This is a genomic window from Stenotrophomonas sp. FR012, from assembly GCF_047520565.2.
Taxonomy (GTDB): domain Bacteria; phylum Pseudomonadota; class Gammaproteobacteria; order Xanthomonadales; family Xanthomonadaceae; genus Stenotrophomonas; species Stenotrophomonas sepilia.
The window spans coordinates 1-23,519 of record NZ_JAXBQL020000015.1 but is presented as its reverse complement, the minus strand read 5'-3'; the positions used below and the strand labels follow the sequence as shown (position 1 = coordinate 23,519).

General features: G+C 68.0%; 16 protein-coding genes, 1 pseudogene and 1 riboswitch. Of the genes and pseudogenes, 10 read left to right on the top strand and 7 right to left on the bottom strand.

Annotated features, from left to right (window positions below):
* Positions 1–84: 84 nt before the first annotated feature.
* The gene (gene mdtD, locus ACM0O9_RS17935; protein ID WP_005418383.1) at positions 85–1,494 is read left to right on the top strand and encodes a multidrug transporter subunit MdtD; all 1,410 of its coding nucleotides are present in this window, start codon (positions 85–87) and stop codon (positions 1,492–1,494) included.
* Between the two features lie 371 nt (positions 1,495–1,865).
* Here mdtD and ACM0O9_RS17930 read toward each other — a convergent pair whose 3' ends face one another.
* Complete coding sequence (locus tag ACM0O9_RS17930) at positions 1,866–5,393, bottom strand: hybrid sensor histidine kinase/response regulator (protein WP_065178207.1); 3,528 nt, start codon at positions 5,391–5,393, stop codon at positions 1,866–1,868.
* A gap of 96 nt (positions 5,394–5,489) precedes the next feature.
* A complete protein-coding gene (locus ACM0O9_RS17925; protein WP_414604260.1) occupies positions 5,490–9,032 on the bottom strand; it encodes a hybrid sensor histidine kinase/response regulator in 3,543 nt (1,180 codons plus the stop codon).
* A 164-nt stretch (positions 9,033–9,196) separates the two neighbouring features.
* Between ACM0O9_RS17925 and ACM0O9_RS17920 the strand changes: the two genes are divergently transcribed.
* Genes ACM0O9_RS17920 through ACM0O9_RS17910 form a run of 3 tightly spaced genes read left to right on the top strand, consistent with a single transcriptional unit; the run spans position 9,197 to position 10,988 of the window.
* On the top strand, positions 9,197–9,829 hold the full coding sequence (locus tag ACM0O9_RS17920) for a YceI family protein (protein ID WP_329846121.1): 633 nt from the start codon (positions 9,197–9,199) through the stop codon (positions 9,827–9,829).
* 10 nt (positions 9,830–9,839) lie between these two features.
* A complete protein-coding gene (locus ACM0O9_RS17915) occupies positions 9,840–10,412 on the top strand; it encodes a cytochrome b (protein ID WP_005418388.1) in 573 nt (190 codons plus the stop codon).
* A 3-nt stretch (positions 10,413–10,415) separates the two neighbouring features.
* On the top strand, positions 10,416–10,988 hold the full coding sequence (locus tag ACM0O9_RS17910) for a YceI family protein (RefSeq protein ID WP_005418389.1): 573 nt from the start codon (positions 10,416–10,418) through the stop codon (positions 10,986–10,988).
* Positions 10,989–11,059: 71 nt separating this feature from the next.
* On the opposite strand, the gene ACM0O9_RS17905 is transcribed toward ACM0O9_RS17910, so the two are convergent.
* Positions 11,060–11,290, bottom strand: a complete 231-nt coding sequence (locus ACM0O9_RS17905) for a glutaredoxin family protein (protein WP_032954410.1) — start codon at positions 11,288–11,290, stop codon at positions 11,060–11,062.
* Between the two features lie 100 nt (positions 11,291–11,390).
* On the opposite strand from ACM0O9_RS17905, the gene ACM0O9_RS17900 reads away from it, so the two are divergent.
* Entirely contained in the window at positions 11,391–12,773 is a 1,383-nt protein-coding gene (locus tag ACM0O9_RS17900; protein ID WP_235649989.1) for an L-serine ammonia-lyase, read from the top strand.
* Positions 12,774–12,948: 175 nt separating this feature from the next.
* Entirely contained in the window at positions 12,949–13,944 is a 996-nt protein-coding gene (locus tag ACM0O9_RS17895; protein ID WP_235649988.1) for an alpha/beta fold hydrolase, read from the top strand.
* Positions 13,945–14,052: 108 nt separating this feature from the next.
* Here the strand turns inward: ACM0O9_RS17895 and ACM0O9_RS17890 are convergent, their stop codons facing one another.
* The 3 genes from ACM0O9_RS17890 to metX are packed head-to-tail and all read right to left on the bottom strand — an operon-like array spanning position 14,053 to position 17,380.
* On the bottom strand, positions 14,053–15,120 hold the full coding sequence (locus ACM0O9_RS17890) for a homoserine dehydrogenase family protein (RefSeq protein ID WP_235649987.1): 1,068 nt from the start codon (positions 15,118–15,120) through the stop codon (positions 14,053–14,055).
* Positions 15,117–16,352: an O-succinylhomoserine (thiol)-lyase gene (locus tag ACM0O9_RS17885; protein WP_005418398.1), complete on the bottom strand. Its 1,236-nt coding sequence runs from the start codon at positions 16,350–16,352 to the stop codon at positions 15,117–15,119. The genes ACM0O9_RS17890 and ACM0O9_RS17885 overlap by 4 nt, the downstream gene beginning before the upstream one ends.
* Positions 16,349–17,380, bottom strand: a complete 1,032-nt coding sequence (metX, locus tag ACM0O9_RS17880) for a homoserine O-succinyltransferase MetX (RefSeq protein WP_065185432.1) — start codon at positions 17,378–17,380, stop codon at positions 16,349–16,351. Before metX ends, ACM0O9_RS17885 begins: the two co-directional genes overlap by 4 nt.
* A 76-nt stretch (positions 17,381–17,456) precedes the next feature.
* A riboswitch (SAM riboswitch) is annotated at positions 17,457–17,575 on the bottom strand.
* 147 nt (positions 17,576–17,722) lie between these two features.
* Between metX and ACM0O9_RS17875 the strand changes: the two genes are divergently transcribed.
* From ACM0O9_RS17875 to ACM0O9_RS17860, 4 genes are all read left to right on the top strand, one after another.
* The gene (locus ACM0O9_RS17875; RefSeq protein ID WP_005418401.1) at positions 17,723–18,607 is read left to right on the top strand and encodes a M23 family metallopeptidase; all 885 of its coding nucleotides are present in this window, start codon (positions 17,723–17,725) and stop codon (positions 18,605–18,607) included.
* A gap of 66 nt (positions 18,608–18,673) precedes the next feature.
* Positions 18,674–20,278, top strand: coding sequence for a peptide chain release factor 3 (locus ACM0O9_RS17870; protein WP_005418402.1), 1,605 nt, complete (start codon positions 18,674–18,676; stop codon positions 20,276–20,278).
* 212 nt (positions 20,279–20,490) lie between these two features.
* On the top strand, positions 20,491–21,129 hold the full coding sequence (trhA, locus tag ACM0O9_RS17865) for a PAQR family membrane homeostasis protein TrhA (RefSeq protein WP_005418403.1): 639 nt from the start codon (positions 20,491–20,493) through the stop codon (positions 21,127–21,129).
* Between the two features lie 82 nt (positions 21,130–21,211).
* Complete coding sequence (locus ACM0O9_RS17860; RefSeq protein WP_414604261.1) at positions 21,212–23,185, top strand: AsmA family protein; 1,974 nt, start codon at positions 21,212–21,214, stop codon at positions 23,183–23,185.
* 187 nt (positions 23,186–23,372) lie between these two features.
* Here the strand turns inward: ACM0O9_RS17860 and ACM0O9_RS17855 are convergent.
* A pseudogene (locus ACM0O9_RS17855) lies at positions 23,373–23,519 on the bottom strand (IS110 family transposase); the annotation flags it as partial.

Sequence of the window (23,519 nt, the reverse complement as noted above, 5' to 3'; positions counted from 1 at the left end):
CATGCCATCACGGCGCGATGTTGATCGCGCCGTGACCCGCAGTGCGCGATCATGGCGGCCCCCACGCTGCACCGGCCACACCCCATGTCCACATCGCCATCGACCTACAACCGCCAGCGTCCCCTGCTGTGGCTGGTGTCCCTGGCGATCTTCATGCAGATGCTGGACTCGACCATCGTCAACACGGCGCTGCCAGCGATGGCGGCCAGCCTGGGCGAGAGCCCGCTGCAGATGCAGTCGGTGGTGTTCAGCTATGCGCTGGCGGTCGCCACCTTCATTCCCGCCTCGGGCTGGATCGCCGACCGCTATGGCACCCGGCGCACCTTCCTGGTGGCGATCATCCTGTTCACCCTCGGCTCGCTGGCCTGCGCGTTGGCCCAGCACCTGCACCAGCTGGTCGGCGCGCGCGTGCTGCAGGGCATCGGCGGTGCGATGCTGCTGCCGGTCGGTCGGCTGGCGGTGATGCGCTCGGTGCCGCGCGAGGATTTCCTGCGCGCGATGAGCTTCATCGCCATCCCCGCGCTGGTCGGCCCGCTGATCGGCCCGACGCTGGGCGGCTGGCTGGTCGAGATCGCCTCATGGCACTGGGTGTTCCTGATCAACCTGCCGATCGGCGTGATCGGTTTCATCGCCGCGATGAAGATCATGCCCGACCATTACGCCAGCCATCGCACCCGTTTCGACCTGCGCGGCTACATCATGCTGGCTTTTGCGATGGTGGTGCTGTCGCTGGCCTTGGACGGCATCTCCGGACTCGGCACCCCACACGCGCTGGTGATGCTGATGACGGTCGCGGGCCTGGCTGCGCTGGTGGGCTACTGGCTGCATGCCGCCAATTCCACCGCACCCTTGTTCTCGCTGGCCCTGTTCCGCGTACCCAGCTACCGCATCGGCATCCTCGGCAACCTGTTCTCACGCATCGGCAGCAGTGCCATGCCGATGCTGATCCCGCTGCTGCTGCAGGTCGGCCTCGGCCTCGGCCCGATGAACGCCGGCCTGATGATGGTGCCCGTAGCGGCGGCTGGCATGGTGTCGAAGAAACTGGCAGTGAAGCTGGTCGAACGTTACGGCTACCGCCGCGTGCTGATGACCAACACCGTGCTGGTGGGGCTGGCAATGGCCAGCTTCATCCTGATGACACCTGGCCAGCACCTGGCCTGGCGCCTGGTGCAGCTTGCGTTCTTCGGCGCGGTCAATTCACTGCAGTTCACCGTGATGAACACCGTGACGCTGCGCGACCTTGACCGCGAATTCGCCAGTTCCGGCAACAGCCTGCTGTCGATGGTGATGATGCTGGCCGCCGGTTTCGGCGCTGCGGCGGCCGGCAGCCTGCTGGCCGCGTTCGGCAATCACCTGGACAGCAACAGCGCGACCGCCGCGCTGCATGCCACATTCCTGTGCGTGGGCGCGATCACCCTGACCTCGACGATGATCTTCTGGCAGCTGCCTGACACCAAGCCCGAACCGCGGCAGGTCGAGCACGTCGCGGAGTGAGGATGGTTCGGCAGGGCCTGCGGCCCTGCACCCGCGGTAGTGCCGGCCGCTGGCCGGCAACAGCAACAGCCAAAGCGGCATTCCGTGGGTTGGCGGGGCGGTGTCGCAGTGCGGGGACGCCGCAAGTACGTCCCTGTAGGCTTGTCAGCCGCATCCATGCGGCTGACACCCCGCACTGCGACACCGCCCCACCTCTGACGGATTCCGGCGGCTCTTGGTAGGTGTCGACCTTGGTCGACACATCTGTCAGATATCGAAATCGATCTGGGGTCAGATCCGTTTTCCTACGGGAAACGGATCTGACCCCACGCCATTTCAACAGCTCGCAGAATTCTGTCGAAGGCGGGGTGGGTCCACAGGCCCTGCAGAACCTACCTACCCGTGGCCCTGGCGATCGCTTCCACCAACAGCTCACCAGTCACCGGCTTGCGCAGGAAGCCGCCAATGCCGGCTGCTTCCACCTGCTGCTGCAGGTCCGGATCGGTCCGCGCCGTCACTGCCAGCAGCGGCAGCATGTAGCCCTGGTTGCGCAGGTGCTGGGCCAGCTCGAAACCACTCAGGCCCGGCAGGTCCAGATCCAGCAGGCCGACGTCGAAATCGCCGGCACTGATCTCGCGCAGCGCCGCCAGCGCATGGCCGGCATGCACCACCTCGTGGCCGCGTGCGCTCAACAGGCCACGCACCACGTCGGCCACGGTGGCATCGTCCTCGACCAGCAGCACCCGCAGCGGCGGCATGTTCGCCGCTTCGTCGCGATGCCCCTCGGCCGATGCCTCGGCATCGCTGTTCACCACCAGCGGCAACGGCAAGGTCACGCCGAAACAGGTGCCCCGACCCAGCTGGCTCTCCACCTGGATCCGCCCCTGCATCGCATGCGCCAGCTCGCGGCAGATCGCCAGACCGAGGCCACTGCCACCGTACTGCGCGGCGGTTCGTGCACCATCGGCCTGCTCGAAGCGGCGGAACAGGCGCTGCTGTTGTTCCTGGCTGATGCCCGGGCCGGTATCGCGCACCTCGAAGTGCAGCGCACGCAGCTCGCCATCGCAACGTGCATGCAGGGTGATAGTGCCGCGGCTGGTGAATTTCACTGCGTTCGACAGCAGGTTGAGCAGGATCTGCCGCACGCGCATGGCATCACCGGTCGCCTGCAGGCCCGCAGGCAGCTGGTTGTCGAGGACGAAGCGCAGGCCCTTCTGTGCAGCCAGCGGGCCCATCAGCGCCGCCAGATCCTGCAACAGGCCATTCAACGCAAACGACTGCGACTGCAGTTCCAGGCGCCCGGACTCGATCCGCGCCAGGTCCAGCGCATCGTTGACCAGGTGCAGCAGGTGCTCGCCAGCATGCCGGATCGACTGCGTGTAGCCACGCTGCTGCGGGTCCAGTGGCGAGGCAAGCAGCAGCTCGCTCATGCCCAGCACGCCGGTCATCGGCGTGCGGATCTCATGGCCAAGGTTGGCCAGGAAGCGGGTCTTGGCCGCCGACGCCTGCTCGGCCAGTTCCTGCTTGTGCAGCGCCAGCTGGTAGGCGTGCCGCCGCTGCAGGCGGCGTCGGTACAGCCAGGCAAACCAGCTGGTCAGCAGCAACCCGACCGACGCCAGCACCAGCAGGCCGGACAGGCTGCGCCACCACGGCGGCTGCACGCGAAATTCCAGGCTCTGCACCCGCGACCACACATGGTCGGCCGACCGGGCCTGTACTTCCAGCCGGTAGCTGCCCGGCGCCAGGCGCGAGAACAGGCGCTCGCCGGCCGGGCCGACTTCGACCCAATCGGGGTCGTAGCCGGCCAGGCGGTAGCGGTACGTATTGGACGCCGAGTCGGCGAAGGACAGCAATCGCGCGACGATGCGCAGGTCGCGGTCGCCATCGGCGATCTGCAACGGCGCATCGTGGGTCATGTCCAGCACCTGCTCGTTGCGGCGCACTTCCACCCGCTCGATCACCAGCGGGGCGCGACGGACCGAAGGCCGTACCTGCTCCGGGTCGAACACCACCGCGCCCGCTGCCGTTCCGGCCACCAGATGGCCATCGGCCGCTGCGATCAAGGTGTGCTCGCGGAATTCCTGGCTTGGCAGGCCGTCGTGCACGCCGTACAGGCGCACGCTCTGCCCATCGGCACTGACACGTACCAGGCCGCGTGCGCTGGTCGCCCAGGCCACGCCCTGCGCATCCACCACCAGGCCGGAGGCGGAGATCGCCGGATAGCCCTGTTCGGCACCGACCACCGCCTGCCGTTCCAGGCGTCCCTGGCTCCAGCGGTAACGGGACAGGCGACCATCCTCGGACAACCAGACCTGGCCGTCACGGCCCACATGCAACGCATGGATCGCCGTTGCCGGCGCACCCGGCACCGGCTGGAAGCGCTCGCTTTCCGGCAGCCACTGCAACAGGCCACGGCTGCTGGCCAGCCAGATGTGGTCCTGCGGACCGCATTCCACATCGAGGTTGAGCTGGCCCTGCTGCAGGCCGCGCTGGCCATTGTCCAGCTGGCGCCGCACGTGGCCGTCGAGATCGCGCTGCTGCACGCCTGCGGGCAGCATCAACCAGAGGCTGTCGCCGTCGCAGGTCATCATCGCTTCGACCACCCCTTCCATCGCCGCATCTGCACCGGCATCACGGCCCCAACGACGCAGTTCGCGCCGTTGCGGGTCGTAGCGCACCAGCGCATCGGTCGATCCAATCCAGACCTGGCCACGCCGGTCCTCACGCACCGAGGTCAACCAGTGCATGCCGTTGACCCAGGTGCGATGCTGCTCGATCCTGCCGGTCTTCGGATCGAAGCGGTCCAGCGCGCCATGGCTGCCCACCGTCCAGACGCCGCCGTTGCTGGAGGGGCTGGTACCCAGCACGAGCGCATTGCGCAGCGAGCTGGGGTCGTCCTCCAGGCGCGACAGCACCGAGAACTGCCACCAGCGTGGCAGCAGGTGCCACAGCCCGGCATTGGTGCTGGCCAACCAGATGCCACCTTCGCGGTCCTCGTAGGCACCGGTCCAGTTCGGCCGTACCGGACCGCGCGCGATCGCGCTGTACAGCGGCACGGTCTGGTACTGGCCATCGACCGCACGCCCCAGCCCGGTGCGTGTATCCAGCCAGTGCCCGCCCTGCTCGTCGCGCAGCATCATGCCCAGCACCTGCTCGCCCGGCGGCAGCTTCCACGGGGGGGCTTCGAAGCGGCCATCCGGGCGGCGCACGGTGGCGCCGGCCATCGTGCTGATCCACAGGCTGCCATCCGGTTCGGCGGTCAGTCCGTTGATCAGAAGGCTGGGGATGATGTCCGTACCGACACGCTCGAAGTCGGTCCCGGTCCAGCGCGCCACGCCATGCTTGGTGCCGATCCACAGGCTGCCATCGGCCAGCGTGGCCAGGTAGGGCACCGACGACGAAGGCAGGCTGCGCGGATTGTTCGGCTCGGGCAGGAAGCGCTGCAGGCGATCCTGGCTGTCCAGGCGGTACAGGCCGCCTTCGTGGGTACCGAACCAGATCGAGCCATCAGGCGTGCTGGCCAGGCTCCAGACCGTGTTGGTACCCATCAACGGCTGGCTGCTGCGGTCGTAGAAGTGCAACTGGCGGCGGTCGGCCGACATGCGCACCAGGCCGGCGTTCTCGGTGCCTATCCACAACTGGTTGCGGGCATCGACCAGCACCGTCCAGATGCGGTTGTCACGCAGTCCATCCTCGGAACGCCACACGCGGTAGGTGCGGCCGTCATAGCGGGCCAGGCCATCGTTGGTGGCGATCCACAGGTAACCGTAGCGATCCTCGGCCATGCGGTTGACGGTATTGGACGGCAGGCCATCGAACACCGTCACCTGCCGCGGGCTCGGAGGCACCGGCTGTGCCGCAGCGGGCAACGCGCAGCACAGGAGGACCAGCAGCAGCATCGCCGCCCGCAGATACACCACCGATTGCCTCCTCACGCTGGTCCTGATGATTCCCGCGCTGCGGGCGTCGGCATGGTAAACCGAAAGTCGCGCCGTTCACGCCCGGCGTCGGCGTCGTCACGCAGTCGCCTGTCGTTTCGCACGCGCCTGGGCGATGGCCGTCACCAGCAGGTCGCCGGTCACCGGCTTGCGCAGGAAGCCATCGAAGCCTGCGGCCAGCACCTGGGTTTCGGCATAGGCATCGGAACGGGCGGTCACCGCCACCAGCGGCAGTTCATAGCCCATGGTGCGCAGCTGGCGGGCGATGGCCGTACCGTCCAGCGCGGGCAGATCGAGATCGAGCAGGCCGACGTCGAAACCATCGGTGGCGATCTCCGACAGCGCGCCCAGGCCATGCAGCACGTGGACCACCTCATGCCCGCGCACGCGCAGCAGGCCGGCGATGACCTCGGCCACCGTGGCATCGTCCTCGACCAGCAGGATGCGCAGCGGCGGCAGTTCCGGCAGGGCCGCCACGTCGCCCGCTTCGCTGGCGGCCTGGCGCGTCCAGGGCAGGGGCAGGCGCACGCGGAACCGCGCGCCCTTGCCAGGCTGGCTGTCCACTTCGATGCGCCCCCCCATCGCCACCGCCAGTTCCTGGCAGATCGCCAGCCCCAGACCACTGCCGCCGTAGCGCGACGCGGTACGCGGGCCGTCGGCCTGTTCGAAACGATGGAACAGGCGCTGCTGCTGCTCGGCATTGATGCCCGGGCCGCTGTCATGCACTTCGAAACACAGGCCGCCCTTTTCTTCCAGGCGTACGGCCAGGCCGACGTGGCCGCGCTCGGTGAATTTGATCGCGTTGCCGAGCAGATTCAGCAGGATCTGGCGCACGCGCATCTCGTCGCCACTGACACTGATCGGCCCGGGCGGGTCTTCGCCGCGCTGGAACACCAGCTGGCGTTGCTGCGCGATCGGCTGCATCAGGCCCTGCACCTGGTCCAGCAGCTCCCCCAGATCGAACGGGCGCAGGTCCAGCTCCAGCCGCCCGGCTTCGATCCGGGCCAGGTCCAGGGCATCGTTGACCAGCCGCAGCAGATGGCTGCCGGCCTGCTGGATGGACCCGGCGTAGCCGCGCTGCACCGGATCCAGCGGAGTCGCCAGCAGCAGTTCGCTCATGCCCAGCACGCCAGTCATTGGCGTGCGGACTTCGTGGCCCAGCGTAGCCAGGAAACGGCTCTTGGCCTGCGAGGCCTGCTCGGCCAACTGCTGCTTGTGCACCGTCAGCTGCCATTGCTGGCGGCGGCGCAGCCGCGCGCGGATCGACCAGACCAGAACCACCAGCAGCAACGACCCCAGCAGGATGTAGCCGAATATCGCCATGCCGCTGCGCCACCACGGCGGCAGCACCTTCACCTGCAACTGCTGCGAAGGTGTCCACGCGCCCCGGGCAGTCGCGGCCTGCACCTCGATGACATAGCGGCCGGTCGGCAGCCGCGACAGGGTGCGCTGGCCATCGCCCCCCTGCTCCACCCAGTCCTGGTCGTAACCCTGCACGCGGAAGCGATACCGGTTGCCCTGCGGGCTGGCATAGGAAAGCAGCCGCGCATCGATCTGCAGATCGCGGTCGTCCGGTCCCAGCAGCAGGGTGCCGGTGAGCGGCAGCGGTTGCCAGCCGCGTGCGTCGTCGCGCCGCACCCGCACTTCGGCGATCACCAGCGATGAAGGCGGCAGCATGGTGTCGTCGGCATTCACATCAAAGGCGACCAGGCCGGTCTGGGTAACCGCCAACACGCGGCCATCGGCGTTCACCGCAGGTGGCCGACCGGTGAACTCGGCATCGGACAGGCCATCGCGTTCGTTGAACTGTTGCAGGCGCCGCGTCTTCGGGTCCCACCGCAGCAGGCCGCGCGGCGTCGTGGCCCACAGCTGGCCATTGTCGGCCAGCGCCAGCCCCCCCATGGTCACCGGCGGCACGCCCGCACTGCCGTCGATGCGCTGGATCAGGCGCAGGCTCATGCCATCCCACTGGTAGCGCTCGAAGGCGCCTTGGCGCGCCAGCCACAACTGCTGCGGATCGATCCATGCCAGATCGTAGATCGGGCCGCGCGAAACGCCGGGCACTGCCTCGAAGCGTCCGGCCTGCTCACGCCAGATGCCCATGTCGCCCATCACCCAGGCCCGGCCGTGGGCGTCGAAGCGGATCTGCTCGATCGGCGCATCGGCCGTCCCGCGGAAATGTTCCAGCGGATGACTGTGCAGCAGCCGGCCCTCTGCATCGCGCTGCTGCAGGTCCAGGCCCATCACCGACACCCACACCGTGCCATCAGGGGCCTGCCGCATCAGGTCGATGCGCTGGCGCAGGTCGGCACTGCCATCGATCCGCAGATCACGCAATGCGCCGGTGGCCGGATCGTAGACGCTGATGCGGCCGCCGCGTCCCAGCCACAGGCGACCATCCGGGCGCGGCAGCACCGACCACACCACGCCGTTGCCGAGCTGCCGGTCGCTGGCCAGCAGGCGCAGGGTGCCCTGCGCATCAAGCTGGTACACCCCTCGCGCCGAGCCGACGTAGTAGTTCTTCCCGTCGCTGGCCGCGCTCAACAGGTACTGGCTGTCCAGCGGCTTGCCGTCGAGCTGGTTCCAGATCGAGAAGCGCCGCCAGTCCGGTGGCAGATAGGCCAGGCCCTGGGTCAGCAACGCCACCCACAGTCCGCCCTCGTGGTCCTGCAGCAGGTCAAGCACACCGCTGTGCGCGGTCAGGAAGCCGCTGCCGCGGTCCCCCTCCAGCCGGCGCAACGCCGCCGCATCCCCTCGCAACAGGCCATCGGAGGTACCCGCCCAGTAGCCCCCCTGGCGATCGGCCAGGACCAGGGCCGACCGCAGCTGGGCACTGTCGGCCCATCGCGGGCGACTGACCCGGTCCTGCCCATCGATGCGGTAGAGGCCATCGTTCTGGCTGCCTACCCAGATCGAACCGTCTGCATCACGGCTCAACCGGAGCACGCTCAGCCTCCCCAGTTCCCGCGCGGCCACCGGCTCGAAGCCGCTGCCGTTCCAACGCGCCACACCGGCTTCGGTGCCGACCCACAGGCGGCCCCGCGCGTCGACCAGGCTGGTGAAGATGCTGTTGCTGGGCAGGCCACCCGGGCGCGCGGGATCATGGGTGTAGAGGCGCACGCTGCCGTCTTCGCCGAAACGGCAGACGCCATGGTTGTTGGTCCCGATCCACAAGGCGTCGTCGACATAGGCCAGTGCCCAGAACTGCCCCTGGCAGGTGGAATTGACCGTATCGAAGGTCTGGAAGCGCTCGCGGTCGGCATCCAGGCGTGCCACGCCCTTGCCATTGATGCCCACCCAGACCCGGTCCAGCGGGTCGATCAGCAGGGTCTCGATCTCGTTGCCAGGCAACGAGCCCGGCTGTTCCGGGTCGTGCTCCCAGACCCGCAGGCTGTTGCCGTCATAGCGGGCGAGTCCACCATCGGTGGCGGCCCAGACGTGGCCCTGGCGATCCTCGGCCAGCGCCACCACCATGCGAGACGGCAAGCCTTCGGCGGCACCGAAGCGGCGCAGGCGTGGTGTTTCTGCCATGTCCAGGGTCGCAGCCGCCGTGGCCATCGCCACCAGCAGCAGTCCCATACCTGCGATGCCACGGCACCACAGGCGCCAGCCGCTCGTCATCCTGAACCCCCTGTCCTGCGCCGATTGTCACACAGGGCCGGGGTCATGGCTGCAACAGCCTGTTTCCAGCGGCGGCACCACCACGAACTGTTGCACCCATGCACGCAACGTTGGCAGGGGGCTGTGCGTATGATCGCAGCGTCCCCTTCCGGAGCCCGCCAACGATGCGTCCCTGCCTGGCCCTGTTGCCGATGCTGCTCGCCACCGCCCCTGCCTGGGCGGCCGCTGACACCTATCGCCTCGATCCGGTGCACACGCGGGTGCTGTTCTCGATCGACCACGCAGGCTACTCGCAGGCCATGGGCACGGTATCGGGCAGCGAGGGGCGCGTGCGGTTCGATCCCGACAACTGGCGCGACGCCACCGTGGAAGTGGATATTCCGGTGTCGCGGCTGGACCTTGGTGATGCCAAGTGGAACCAGGCCACCTTGGCCCGCAGCCTGCTCGACGGCGAGCGCTTCCCGACCGCGCGGTTCGTCTCCACCAAGGTCGAACCGATCGATGCCAGGCGCGCCCACGTGATCGGCACGCTGACCCTGCGCGGGGTCAGCCAGGAAATCACGCTGGATGTGACCCTCAACACCATCAAGCGCTATCCGCTTCCCCCGTTCCGACGCACCGCCGGTTTTTCCGGCAGCACCACGCTGAGCCGGCGCGCGTTCGGCATCACCGCCTGGCCGGGCGTCATCGGTGATGCAGTACAGCTGAGGATCGAGGCGGAAGCCACCCTCGACCGCAGCGACGCCCCGGGAACTCCCGCTCCCGTTCCACACTCCGACCCCAAGACGGCCCGCTAGAGGACCCCTCATGACCGCCAAGAACACCCCCGCCGCCTGGGGGAGTGTCAGCCAGATCCTGCACTGGTTGATCGCACTGCTGATCCTCGCCCTGGGCGTGGTCGGCCTGACCATGGGCGAACTGCCCAAGACACCCAAGTACTTCTGGGTCTACACCGCGCACAAGTCGATCGGCATCACCGTGCTGGCGCTGGTGCTGTTCCGCCTGGGCTGGCGCCTGTATGCCGGGGCACCGAAGCCGGTGCCGGGCGTGCCCAGCTGGCAGGAACGCATCGCCAGTGCCACCCACGTGCTGCTGTATGTGCTGATGTTCGCCATCCCGCTGTCGGGCTGGCTGTACGATTCGGCCAGCGGCCTGCGCCCGTTCCGTTGGTTCGGCCTGGTGGACGTGCCCAAGCTGAGCGGCCCCGACCCGCAGGTCGTCGCGGTGTCCCATGCCCTCCACGAATACGGCTTCTGGCTGTTGATCGCGGTGGTGCTGGCCCATGCCGGCGCTGCCTTCTACCACCACCTGTTCCAGCGCGATGCAACGCTGTCCCGCATGTTGCCGCGTGGCTGGCTCGCCTCCCCTCAGAAGGATTGACCGATGAACCTGAAACTGACCACTCCGGCCGCCGTGGCCGCCGCCCTGGCCGGCATGCTGGCCACCGCTCCGGCACTCGCTGCCGATTACGCGCAGGCTCCCGGCGCCGGTTCGATCCTGGTGTTCGCCACCAAGTACGACGGCGAAGTGTTCACCGGCAGCTTCCCTGGCTTCGCGACCAAGCTCAGCTTCGACCCGGCCAACCCGGCTGCCGGTTCGCTGGATGTGGTGATTCCGCTGGCAGGCGCCAAGAGCGGCAACAGCGATCGTGACTCGACCCTGCAGGGCGCCGACTTCTTCAACGTCGGCAAGTTCGCCACCGCGCGCTACACCGCCAAGGGCTTCCGCGCCATGGGCAATGACCAGTTCGCCGCCGATGGCACCCTGGAGCTTCGTGGTGTCAGCAAGCCGGTCACGCTGACCTTCACCTGGAAGCCGGGCACCCAGCCGGTGCTGACCGGCAAGGCCACGGTCAAGCGCCTGGACTTCGGCGTCGGCGGCGGTGACTGGGCCGACACCAAGACCATCCCGGACGAAACCGCGATCAGCACGATCGTGAAGTTCGACGCGAAGTAAACCGCATCTGGTAGTGCCGGCCGCTGGCCGGCATCACCGGGAACAGAGGGGTTGCCGGCCAGCGGCCGGCACTACCGATCGACGGCCAACCACGCCTGAACCGTGGCCGCGTCGAACGGCCAGTCCAGCTCGCGGTCGCCGCGCTCGTCACGCAGCACCGGCACCCGCGTGCCATAGCGCGCTTCCAGCGCCGGCTGGTCGTCCAGGAACACCGATTCGAACTCCGGCGCCCGTGCCCTGGCCAGCTCGGCCAGGGCCATGTCGCACAGGTGGCAATCGTCACGTTGGATAAGGGTCAACACCGGCCGGGCTCCCGTGGCGGAAATGCTGCGCCGCAGCCATGGAAGTGCGGCGTGAACCGCTAGAATAGCGATCTCTTCCGGTACCCGCAGTACGGCAACCATGGCTGTCAGCACGTTCGACGTTTTCAAGATCGGCATTGGCCCGAGTTCCTCGCACACCGTCGGGCCGATGAAGGCCGCCGAGCGATTCATCCATCGCTGGCTGCTCGACCCGGGCCGCCTGCACGAGGTCGCGCGCATCCGCGCCGATGTCTATGGCTCGCTGGCACTGACCGGCCGCGGCCACGGCACCGACAAGGCGATCCTGCTGGGCCTGGAAGGCCAGCGGCCGAACCTGATCGATCCGGACATCATTCCGGCCACGCTGGAGCGCATCCGCAGCAGCAAGCGCATCCAGCTGATTGGCCAGCACGAGATCGCCTTCGACGAGAAGCGCGACCTCGGCATGAACAAGCGCCAGAAGCTGCCCTACCACACCAACGGCATGCGCTTCACTGCCTACAACGCCGACGACGAAGTGATCGCCACCCGCGACTATTATTCGGTCGGCGGCGGCTTCGTGGTCAACCAGGACGACGCGGCCGATGATCGCATCGTGCCCGACGAGACCCCGCTGCCCTACCCGTTCAAGAGCGGCGACGAGCTGCTGGCGCAGACCGCGCGCAGCGGCCTGAGCATTGCCCAGCTGATGTTCGAGAACGAGAAGTGCTGGCGCAGCGAAGACGAGATCCGCGCGCGGCTGCGCGAGATCTGGAGTGCGATGCAGTCGTGCGTGGCGCGCGGCATCCGCGAGGAAGGCGTGCTGCCGGGTGGCCTGAAGGTGGGCCGTCGTGCGCCGGCGTTGTACCGCGAACTGTCGTCGAAGCCGGAAGCGGCGATGCGCGACCCGCTGACCACGCTGGACTGGGTCAACCTGTACGCACTGGCAGTGAACGAGGAGAACGCTGCCGGTGGCCGCGTAGTGACTGCGCCGACCAACGGTGCGGCCGGTGTGCTGCCGGCGGTGCTGCACTACTTCGATCGCTTCTGCCCGGGCGCGAACGAACAGCGCGTGTTCGACTTCCTGCTGACCTCGGCGGCGATCGGCATCCTCTACAAGGAAAACGCCTCGATTTCCGGCGCCGAAGTGGGCTGCCAGGGCGAGGTTGGCGTGGCCTGCTCGATGGCGGCCGGTGGCCTGGTCGCGGCACTGGGCGGCAACCCCAGCCAGATCGAGAACGCCGCGGAAATCGGCATGGAACACAACCTGGGCCTGACCTGCGACCCGATCGGTGGCCTGGTGCAGATTCCCTGCATCGAACGCAACGCGATGGGCGCGGTGAAGGCGATCAATGCCTCGCGCATGGCGATGCGTGGCGACGGCAAGCACAAGGTGTCGCTGGACAAGGTGATCAAGACCATGCGCGATACCGGCCGCGACATGCAGGACAAGTACAAGGAAACCAGCCGCGGTGGCCTGGCGGTGAACGTCATCGAGTGCTGATGACCCTGGGTAGAGTCGACCGCTGGTCGACTATCGCGTGCAGCGCGGGATTTTCGCGGTCTGATCGAAGAGCAGTCGACTGACAGTCGACTCTACCCCGTTGTCCCTGGCCGGTCGGACGACACCGTCACCGCGTTCCGGTTAGGCTCGGGGCTCCCCCACCCCGGATTGCCCCATGCGCGTGATCGCTGCCGCCCTGCTTGCCTGCCTTCCGCTGACCGCCCTGGCCGCCCCCACCTACGGGCCGCGGCTTGAGGGCTTCGACTACGGCTATCCGGTCAAGACCTTCGCACTGGAATCGCAGCGGCAGCCGCTGGAAATGGCCTACCTGGACATCGCGCCGAAGAAGGCGCCCATCGGTGTGGTGGTGCTGCTGCACGGCAAGAACTTCTGCGCCGCCACCTGGAAGGAATCGATCAAGCCACTGGTTGCCGCCGGCTATCGGGTGATCGCTCCGGACCAGGTCGGCTTCTGCAAATCCAGCAAGCCCGAGCGCTATCAGTACACGTTCGCACAGCTGGCAGCCAATACCCATGCCCTGCTGCAGCAGCTGCAACTGGGCGACGTGCCGGTGCACCTGGTCGGGCATTCGATGGGCGGCATGCTGGCCGTGCGCTACGCGCTGATGTACCCGCAGGACCTGCGCAGCCTGTCGCTGGTCAACCCGATCGGACTGGAAGACTGGAAGGCGCTGGGCGTGCCCTGGCGCGGCGTCGACGCGTGGTATGCCGGTGAAATGAACATCAGCTACGACAGCATCCGCCGCTACCAGCTGGATGTGTACTACGACGGCAAATGGAAGCCGGCCTACGAACCCTGGGCGCGGATGCAGTCAGGCATGTACGAAGGGCCCGGCAAGCAGGCCGTCGCATGGAGCCAGGCGCTGGCCTCGGACATGGTGTTCAACCAGCCGGTGGTCTACGAACTGAAGAACCTGCAGGTGCCGACCACGCTGTTCATCGGCCAGAAGGACCGCACCGCGATCGGCCGCGACCTGGCGCCGGCTTCGGTGAAGGCGACGCTGGGCAACTATCCAGCGCTCGGCAAGGCGGCGGCCGCAGCGATTCCCGGCGCGACGCTGGTCGACTTCGCCGAACTGGGCCATTCGCCGCAGGTGCAGGACCCGAAGCAGTTCAACAGCGCCTTGTTGAAGGCGTTGAAATCCCGCTGATCAGCTAGCGTGCTCGTGTAGAGCCGAGCCCATGCTCGGCTTATCCAGCAGGAGGGGATCTCGCCAGGAGCAGCCGAGCATGGGCTCGGCTCTACAAGAACTGTGCGATCAGCCGACGATGCGCAGCACGTCATCCAGCAACGCGGCGGCGGTGACTTCCGCGCCCGCACCCGGGCCCTGGATCAACAGCGGCTGGCGACGGTAGCGATCACTGTGGATGGCGACGCGATTGTCGGTCCCCGCACCCTGCGCCAACGGGTGATCGGCCGGCAGCTCGCGCAGGCCCACCTGCGCACCCCCACCGTCAACACGGCCGACGAAACGCAACACGCGGCCGTTTTCGCGTGCCCGCTGCCAACGCGCCTGCAGCGGCGCATCCAGCTGCTCCAGCGCAGCCACTGCGACCTCCAGCGGCAACGCGGCCAGCGTTTCAGGTACCAGTGAGTCCACCTGCACCTGCGAAGCATCCAGCGCCAGCCCGCTGCTGCGGGCCAGGATCAGCAGCTTGCGGCGCACGTCCTCGCCGGACAGGTCAAGTCGCGGATCCGGCTCGGTGTAGCCGGCCGCCAGCGCCTCGCGCACCGCCGCCGAGAACGGCGACTTGCCGTCATAGCGATGGAACAGCCACGCCAGCGAACCGGACAGCACGCCCTCGATGGCATGGATGTGATCACCACCGGCCACCAGTGCGCGCAGGCTGCTCAGCAGCGGCAGCCCGGCACCGACGGTGGCGCTGTCACCATAGCGCGCACCACTGTCGGCACAGCTGTCTGCAATGGCCTGCGCGCGTGACAGCTGCGCACCACGGCCCAGCTTGTTGGCTGTCACCACATGCATGCCGCGCGCCAGCCACTGCACGTGACGTGCGGCCACGTCTTCGCTGGCGGTGGCATCGACCACCACATCGCCACGCTCCAGCCCTTCGGTGCTGGCCCACGCCGGCGAACTCTGGCCATCGCGTGGCGCACGTCGCGCCAGTTCCAGCGGCAACGCCAGGTCACGATCGATCTCCAGCGCAGTGCGCGAGTTGGCCAGCCATTGCACGCTCGGCAGTTCCAGCCCGCGAGCCCGCAGCGTCTGGTAGCGCTGCACGAAGGCCGAGCCGACTGTGCCAGTACCGAGCAGCGCCAGGCGTCCCGCGCCCAGCGCCGGAATTTCAGCAGCGAGTGCGCTCATGCATCCACCACCTGTTTGCGGCGTGCGGCCGCATCGATCACGACTTCGGCGCGCTGCAGCGCGGCACCGAGATCGGCCAGCAGGTCGCGCTCGGCCTCGATGCCGACCGACAGACGCAGCAGCCCTTCGCTGATACCGGCCGCTGCGCGTGCTTCGGCGGTCATCGCCGCATGGGTCATGGTCGCCGGATGCGCGATCAGGCTTTCGACGCCGCCCAGCGATTCGGCCAGGGTGAAGCAGCGCAGGCCATCCACGAATGCGCGCACTGCCGCGTGCGGATCTTCACCGGCGCAGTGCGCAAGCTCGAACGACAGCATCGCGCCGAAACCGCTCTGCTGGCGCGCCGCGATGGCATGGCCGGGATGTTCGGCCAGGCCCGGGTAGTACACCCTGCCGACGGCCGGATGCTGGTCCAGCAGGGCAACGATCGAGGCGGTATTTTCCTGGTGCACGCGCAGGCGCGCATCCAGCGTGCGCAGGCCACGCAGGGTCAGGAAGGCATCGAACGGTGAACCCGTCAGGCCCAGCGCGTTGCCCCACCACACCAGCTGCTCGTGCACTGCCGGATCACGCGCGACCACTGCCCCGCCCACCACATCGCTGTGGCCGTTGATGTACTTCGTGGTGGAATGCAGCACCAGGTCCGCACCGAACGACAGCGGTTGCTGCAGCGCTGGTGACAGGAACGTGTTGTCGACCACCACGAGTGCGCCGGCCTTGTGCGCGGCATCGATGACGAAGCGCAGGTCGGTGATGCGCAGCAGCGGGTTGGACGGCGTTTCCACCAGCACCAGCTTCGGCTGGGTGGCCAACGCCTGTGCCAGTGCGCGCGGATCGGTCAGGTCGGCGGTGACCAGTTCAAAGTGGCCCTTCCGGGCCAGCGCATTGAACAGGCGCCAGCTGCCACCGTACGCATCGTGCGGCACCACCAGGGTATCGCCCGGCTGCAGCAGTGCGTTCAGCACCAGGTTGATCGCGCCCATGCCGGTGGCGGTGACCACACCACCGACGCCGCCTTCCAGTTCCGCCAGCGCCTCACCCAGCAGGTCGCGGGTCGGGTTGCCACTGCGCGTGTAGTCGTACTGGCGCTTGTTGCCGAAGCCTTCGAAGCTGAAGTTCGACGACAGCACGATCGGCGGCGTGACCGCGCCATGCGCGGTGTCCCGATCGATGCCCGCACGGACGGCGGCAGTGGTGCGACTACAGGACGGCTCGTTGGCGTGCAGGCTCATGCGGACTCTCCAGAGGTGCGGAAGGCGGTGGCGAGGATCGCGTCGATGCGATCGGTTTCTTTGAGGAAGGCGTCGTGGCCATAGGGCGAACGCAGCACGCGCAGGCTGCCGCGCGGGCCCAGCCCTTCGACCAGGCCGACCAGGTCGGCCAGCGGCACCAGGCGGTCGCCCTCCACGGCCACCACCACGGTCGGCGGCAGGATCGCGGCGGGGTCGACACGGTGCAGGTCGATCGATTCGGACAGGCGCAGGTAGGCGGTCACCGGCGTGCGCGCGACGTACTGCGCGCCGGCGGCGTCGAGGTAGTCTTCGGCGGCCACGCGCACGCGGCCATTGATGACCTCCGGGGCAGCGTCGAAGCGCTCGCCGAATTCTTCCGGGGTGCGGTAGCTGAGCATGGCGAACTGCCGGGCCAGGGCCAGGCCGTGGTCTTCGCCGCACTGCAGCTGGCCCAGCGCAACCGCGCGGCGCTGCAGCGCGCGCCACGCGGCGGCATAGGGATGCGGGCGGTGCGCGCCGCTGGCCAGCACCAGTTGGCGCACGCGGGCGCGGTGACGGATCGCGAACTGCTGGCCGACCAGCGCGCCATACGAATAGCCGACGAAGGCCTTCAGCGTGCGGATGCCGAGATGGTCCAGCAGCAGCGCCAGCGCATCGGCCTGGTCGGCAGTATCGATCGGCACATCCAGTGCACCGTCGGCACCGATGAAATCGAAGGCCAGCACGCGCAGCTGCTGCGGGTCGAGCGCGCGGCCGGCACCCACAAGCGCTTCGGCCCAGCCCTTCTCGCTGAACTGTGCGTTGGACGCCACGTGGCGATGGGCGGAAATGCCACCGGCCAGCACCACCACCGGCGCGTTGGCCGGGCCCACCCACTCATAGCGCAGGCGCACCGGGCTGGGGCCTGCATGGCGCATCGACAGCACCGCGGCGAACTCACCGCGCTCGGCGTGCACGCGGTCTGCGACCGGCACGCTGACGGGGACGAAGGGCTCGGGGCGAATGGCGGTACTGGCAGCGAAGCTCATGGCGGGATCCGGTTGGGGAATCGGCCATCGAGCCTTCGCGGGCCCGCGTTCGAGATGCACGTGGGGTGCATGGTTCGAACCATCTTTCGGTGGACGCCACGGTCCCCGCAGGATTTGGCACCTACGCAGACGCTTGCGCGCCTGCGGGCTGCCCCGGCTTCAAAGGGCCTGTCCCTCTGCCGGTCTCGATGGTGGAGCCACGATGCCAGCCCTTTCCGGCACTGTCAATCCCTTCATGCGGATAAAGCGATAGATATTTCCAGAATCAGTCTGCGAGGGCCGTCCCGGTCGCCCCGTTCAGGATCGGGTACAGTCCCGGCGGTCCTCTCGCTGGAAACGCCGATGCCGCGCCTGCCCCTGTCCTGCCTGCTGTTGCCTCTGCTGGCGAGCGCGACCGCACACGCCGGCGACTGGCGCCAGGGCTGGGGACTGGCTCCCCCTTCCGCGCCTGCCACCCGCGCAGGCAGTGCCGAGGGCGCCGCCCCCATGGCCCGGTTGCGCCTGCAGCCGGTCGGTACGCAATGGCAGGCGCGCATCGACAACGGGTTGGCAGGGCCGCTGCAGATCCAGCTGCGCGCCGCCCCCGGACACCCGGTCGAAGGCCTCCCGGTCGAGTCGCTGATCCAGGGCGACAGCAGCCTGGTGGTCGGCCACCTGCCCGCCCCGATCGATGGCCGCATGCTGGATCTGCGCCTGCAGTCGGTGCCGGGCAACCCTGCCGCACAGGCCGAAGATGTCGGCTATCGCCTGCCGTTCGATGCGGCCCGCCTGCGTGTGGACCAGGCGCCGCAGGGGCGATTCAGCCATGACGACGAGGAGAACCGCGACGCGGTCGACTTCGCACTGCCGGAGGGCACCCTGGTGCTGGCCGCGCGCGAGGGCACGGTGATGCAGATCCAGGATGGCTTCCGTGGCAACGGCCAGGACCGCGAGCGCGATGGTGCCCGTGCCAATTTCGTCCGCGTGCTGCACAGCGACGGCAGCATGGCCCTGTACGGCCACCTCCAGGCCGGCGGCATGCGCGTGCGCCGCGGCCAGGCGGTGGGAGCCGGGCAACCGATCGGCCTGTCCGGCAACAGCGGCTACAGCACTGCGCCGCACCTGCACTTCGTGGTGCAGGTCAACCGCGGCATGGGCCTGCGCTCGGTGCCGGTGCGCATCTTCGCCGGGCAGGGCCAGCTGCAGTTCGCCCGCCACGGCGAGGCCGACGGCGGTATCGGGCGCTGACCGGCCCCGGCCGGTATAATCGGGCGCTTATCTCTTTGAAAAGCGCCCCGGGCGGGCGCCACTGCCATGTCCGAAGTCGCCACCGAAGCGTCGCGTCGCCGCACCTTCGCCATCATTTCCCACCCTGACGCCGGCAAGACCACGCTGACCGAAAAGCTGCTGCTGTTCGGAGGCGCGATCCAGATGGCCGGTTCGGTCAAGGGCCGCAAGGCCGCCCGCCACGCCACCTCCGACTGGATGGCGCTGGAAAAGGAACGCGGCATCTCCGTCACCTCCTCGGTGATGCAGTTCCCGTACGAAGGCAAGATCGTCAACCTGCTCGACACCCCTGGCCACGCCGACTTCGGCGAGGACACCTACCGCGTGCTGACCGCAGTGGACTCGGCGCTGATGGTGATCGACGTAGCCAAGGGCGTGGAAGAGCGCACCATCAAGCTGATGGAGGTGTGCCGCCTGCGCGACACCCCGATCATGACCTTCATCAACAAGCTCGACCGCGAGGGCAAGGACCCGATCGAGCTGTTGGATGAAGTGGAGACCGTGCTCGGCATCCAGTGCGCGCCGGTCACCTGGCCGATCGGCATGGGCCAGCGCCTGAAGGGCGTGGTTCACCTGCTGACCGGCGAAGTGCACCTGTACGAACCGGGTCGCAACTTCACCCGCCAGGACTCGACCATCTTCCCGTCCATCGATGCGCCCGGCCTGGCCGAGAAGATCGGTGCACAGATGCTGGCCGACCTGCGCGACGAACTGGAACTGGTGCAGGGCGCCAGCCATCCGTTCGATCTGGACGCTTACCGCGCCGGCAAGCAGACCCCGGTGTTCTTCGGCTCGGGCGTGAACAACTTCGGCGTGCAGCCGCTGCTGGACTTTTTCGTCGAGCATGCGCCGTCGCCGCAGGCGCGAACCACCACCGGCCGCGAAATCGCACCGGAAGAGAACAAGCTGACCGGCTTCGTGTTCAAGATCCAGGCCAACATGGACCCGCAGCACCGTGACCGCGTGGCATTCATGCGGGTCTGTTCGGGCCGTTTCAGCGCCGGCATGAAGACCTTCCACGTGCGCACCGGCAAGGAAATGAAGCTGGCCAACGCGCTGACCTTCATGGCCAGCGACCGCGAGATCGCAGCCGAAGCGTGGCCCGGCGATGTGATCGGCATCCACAACCACGGCACCATCTCCATCGGCGATACCTTCACCGAAGGCGAAGCGGTGACCTTCACCGGCATTCCCAACTTCGCCCCGGAACTGTTCCGCCGCGCACGCCTGCGTGATCCGCTCAAGCTCAAGCAGCTGCAGAAGGGCCTGGCCCAGCTGTCCGAGGAAGGCGCGACCCAGTTCTTCCGCCCGCTGACCAGCAACGACCTGATCCTGGGTGCCGTCGGCGTGCTGCAGTTCGACGTGGCCGCCTACCGCCTGAAGGACGAGTACGGTGTGGAAGCCACCTTCGAGCCGGTCAGCGTGACCACTGCGCGCTGGGTCCACTGCAGCAACGAGAAGAAGCTGGAAGAGTTCCGCGAGAAGAACGCGCTCAACCTGGCGCTGGATGCGGCCGGCCACCTGGTCTACCTCGCTCCGACCCGGGTCAACCTGCAGCTGGCCCAGGAACGCTCGCCGGATGTGCGTTTCTCGGCCACACGCGAAGCGGCGCACACCGTTTCGGCAGGCTGATGCCACGGGGTCGGAGCCCTTTCCACAGAAAAGGACTCCGGCCCCAGCCGTCGCGGGCGGTTCATCCACGCATGGCGGCGATTGACGGATCACGGGACCAACGGCGCAACCCAGGGATTCACCCACCATACGGTGACGGGCGTGCACGTGCCGCCCATCGCGGCGATGATAGGGGGGTGCGGGTCCCCCTCCCCGCGAACGATGCCTACGCCATGTCCACGACTTCCGTTGCTTCGATCCGCGAAGAAATCGCCAGCGCCCTGACCCATGGCCTCGGTGCCGTGCTCGCCCTGGGCGCCGGCGCGGTGCTGATCACCCTGGCCGCAATCTACAGCGATGGCTGGCAGCTGGCCGGCGCCATCGTGTTCGGCATCGCGCTGCTGCTGCTGTACACCGCGTCCACCCTGTACCACGCCATCCAGCACCCGGTCGCCAAGGGCCGGCTCAAAGTGTTCGACCACTGTGCGATCTACGTACTGATCGCCGGCACCTATACCCCATTCACCCTGATCGGCCTGCGCGGCCCGTGGGGCTGGGGCCTGTTCGCCGCGATCTGGACCCTGGCCCTGGCCGGCGTGGTGTTCAAGCTGTTCTACACCGGTCGCTTCAAGCGCCTGTCCACTGCCATCTACGTGGCCATGGGCTGGCTGGTGATCGTGGCGGTCAAGCCGATGCTGGCCTCGATCGACGGCTGGACGCTGGGCTGGCTGCTGGCCGGCGGCCTGTCCTACACGCTGGGCACCTATTTCTACCACCGCGAATCGATTCCCTATTCGCATGCGATCTGGCACCTGTTCGTCATCGGTGGCAGCGTCTGCCACTTCGTCGCGGTCACCATGCAGGTGCTGTAGCACCGGCCCGTGCGTGGCGCGTGCACGCCGCGCACATGGACGCTTCGCGCCCCGTCCACGATGAGGGGGCAACCATGGCAGCGTGAATGCCGCCGCCTCCCCTGCCACAAAGCGCACGAACCGCTGGCGCCTGCGCCGCCCCGGCCCGCGAGGCCGGCGCTGGCTGACGCTGCTGATCTTCCTGCTCGCGGCGATCCTGGTACTGATCGCACTGTGGGACTGGAACTGGTTCAAGGGCCCGGTTGAGCACGCCGTGCAGGCCCGTACCGGCCGCGCACTTCACATCGGCCATCTGGATGTCGACCTCGGCCGGACCAGCACCATCCGTGCCGATGCGATCACCTTCGCCAATGCCGGTTGGGCCAGGCAGCCGAACATGGCCACGGCCGACCGCGTCGAGATCGATGTGCGCGTGTGGCCCCTGCTGCGCGGCAGCGTGCAGCTGCCGGAAGTGCGCCTGACCCGACCGGACGTGCTGCTGGAAACCGCCCCTCGCAAGGGCGAACCGGGCAACTGGGACTTCCTCGGTGACAGCGCTGGCGGCGCCAGCCCGCAGCTCAAGCGCCTGCGCATCGACGACGGCCGGCTGCAGTTCCTCGACGCACCGGGCCGTACTGATATCCGCGTGGGCGTGCGCAGCGGCCAGCCGAAGCAGGCCGATGCCTCGCCGCCGCTGCTGGTGCAGGGCAAGGGCCACTGGCAGGGAAACCCGTTCACCCTGCAGGGCGGAACCGAATCACCGCTGGAACTGACCAACAGCGACCACCCGTTCCGCATCCACCTCGACGGACGCGCCGGCGCCACCCACGCGGTGGCCAGCGGCACGCTGACCAATCCGTTCCAGCTGCGCGTGTTCGACCTGCAGTTCGCACTCAGTGGCCAGGACCTGGCCGATCTCTACCCATTGCTCGGCATCGCCATTCCGCCGTCCCCGCCCTACGCGCTGAACGGTCGCCTGAAACGCGACCACGACGTCTGGAGTTACGACGGTTTCACCGGCAAGGTGGGCGACAGCGACCTCGGTGGCAGTCTTCAGTTCGAGGTGGGCCGCGACCGTCCGCGGCTGACCGCGACGCTGGAATCCAAGCGCCTGGACTTCGATGACCTGGCCGGCTTCGTCGGCGCGCCGCCGAAGACCGGCGGCGGCGAAACCGCCAATGCGGAGCAGAAGGCCGAGGCCGCACGGGTGGCCGCGCGCGCGCGCGTGCTTCCGGACACGCCCTACAACCTCGGCAAGCTGCGTGCGATGGATGCCGATGTGCGCTGGAAGGCCCACCGCATCAACGCACCGTCATTGCCATTGGACGACATGGATGCCCATCTGCTGCTGGATGACGGGGTGCTGCGGCTGGCACCACTGAACTTCGGCGTCGCCGGCGGCGATATCCGCAGCACCATCCGCATGGACGCACGCCAGCCGCAGATCAGCACTGCGCTGAAGGCGAGCGTGCGCGGCGTTCAGCTGGGCCAGCTGTTCCCCGATGCCAAGCTGGCCGAACAGGCCAAGGGCGGCATCGGCGGTGAGGTGGACCTGAGTGGCCGCGGCAATTCGATCGCCGCGATGCTCGGCAGCAGCAGCGGCAAGGTCGGCCTGGCGATGGGCCGTGGCCATGTCGGCAACCTGGTGATGGAGCTGGCCGGCCTGGATATCACCGAATCGCTGAAATTCCTGGTGACCGGCGACAAGCAGATTCCCCTGCGCTGCGCCTTCGCCGACTTCGGTGTGCGCGACGGCCTGATGACCAGCCAGGCGCTGGCGGTGGACACCACCGACACGATCCTCATCGGCGAAGGCACCGTCAGCCTGCGCGACGAAACCCTGGACCTGCTGTTGAAGCCGCGCCCGAAGGACAAGAGCATCCTGGTACTGCGCTCGCCGCTGCACATTGCCGGCACGTTCAAGGACCCGTCGTTCCGCCCGGACTTCAAGGCGCTGGGCATCCGCGGTGCGGTGGCCCTGGCGCTGGGCAGCATCGCCCCGCCGGCGGCCTTGCTGGCGACGATCGAGCTGGGGCCGGGCAAGGACGCCGACTGCGGCGGGCAGTATGCGAAGTAGGGTTACAGCGTTGTTCGCGGCGCCTGCATTGATGGTGGCTTGAGGGGGACGGGTGACGCAGGCAGGACACGCCGCAAGTACGTCCCTGTAGCAACTGTGTTGACGGAGGGGCCTGGCCCCTCCATGAGACGGGCACGGTAGTGCCGGCCGCTGGCCGGCAGCCTTTTGGGACACGCGCAGGCTGGCTTCAGGCGGGGATCGATCCGCCTTGAGCGTCGCGCACGCGGGCGTTGAGAATCACCAGCATCTTCCGCATCACTGCCACGATGGCCACCTTGCCTTCCTTGCCACGGGCTCGTAGCGACTGGTAAAAATCGCGCAACCGAGGTTCATG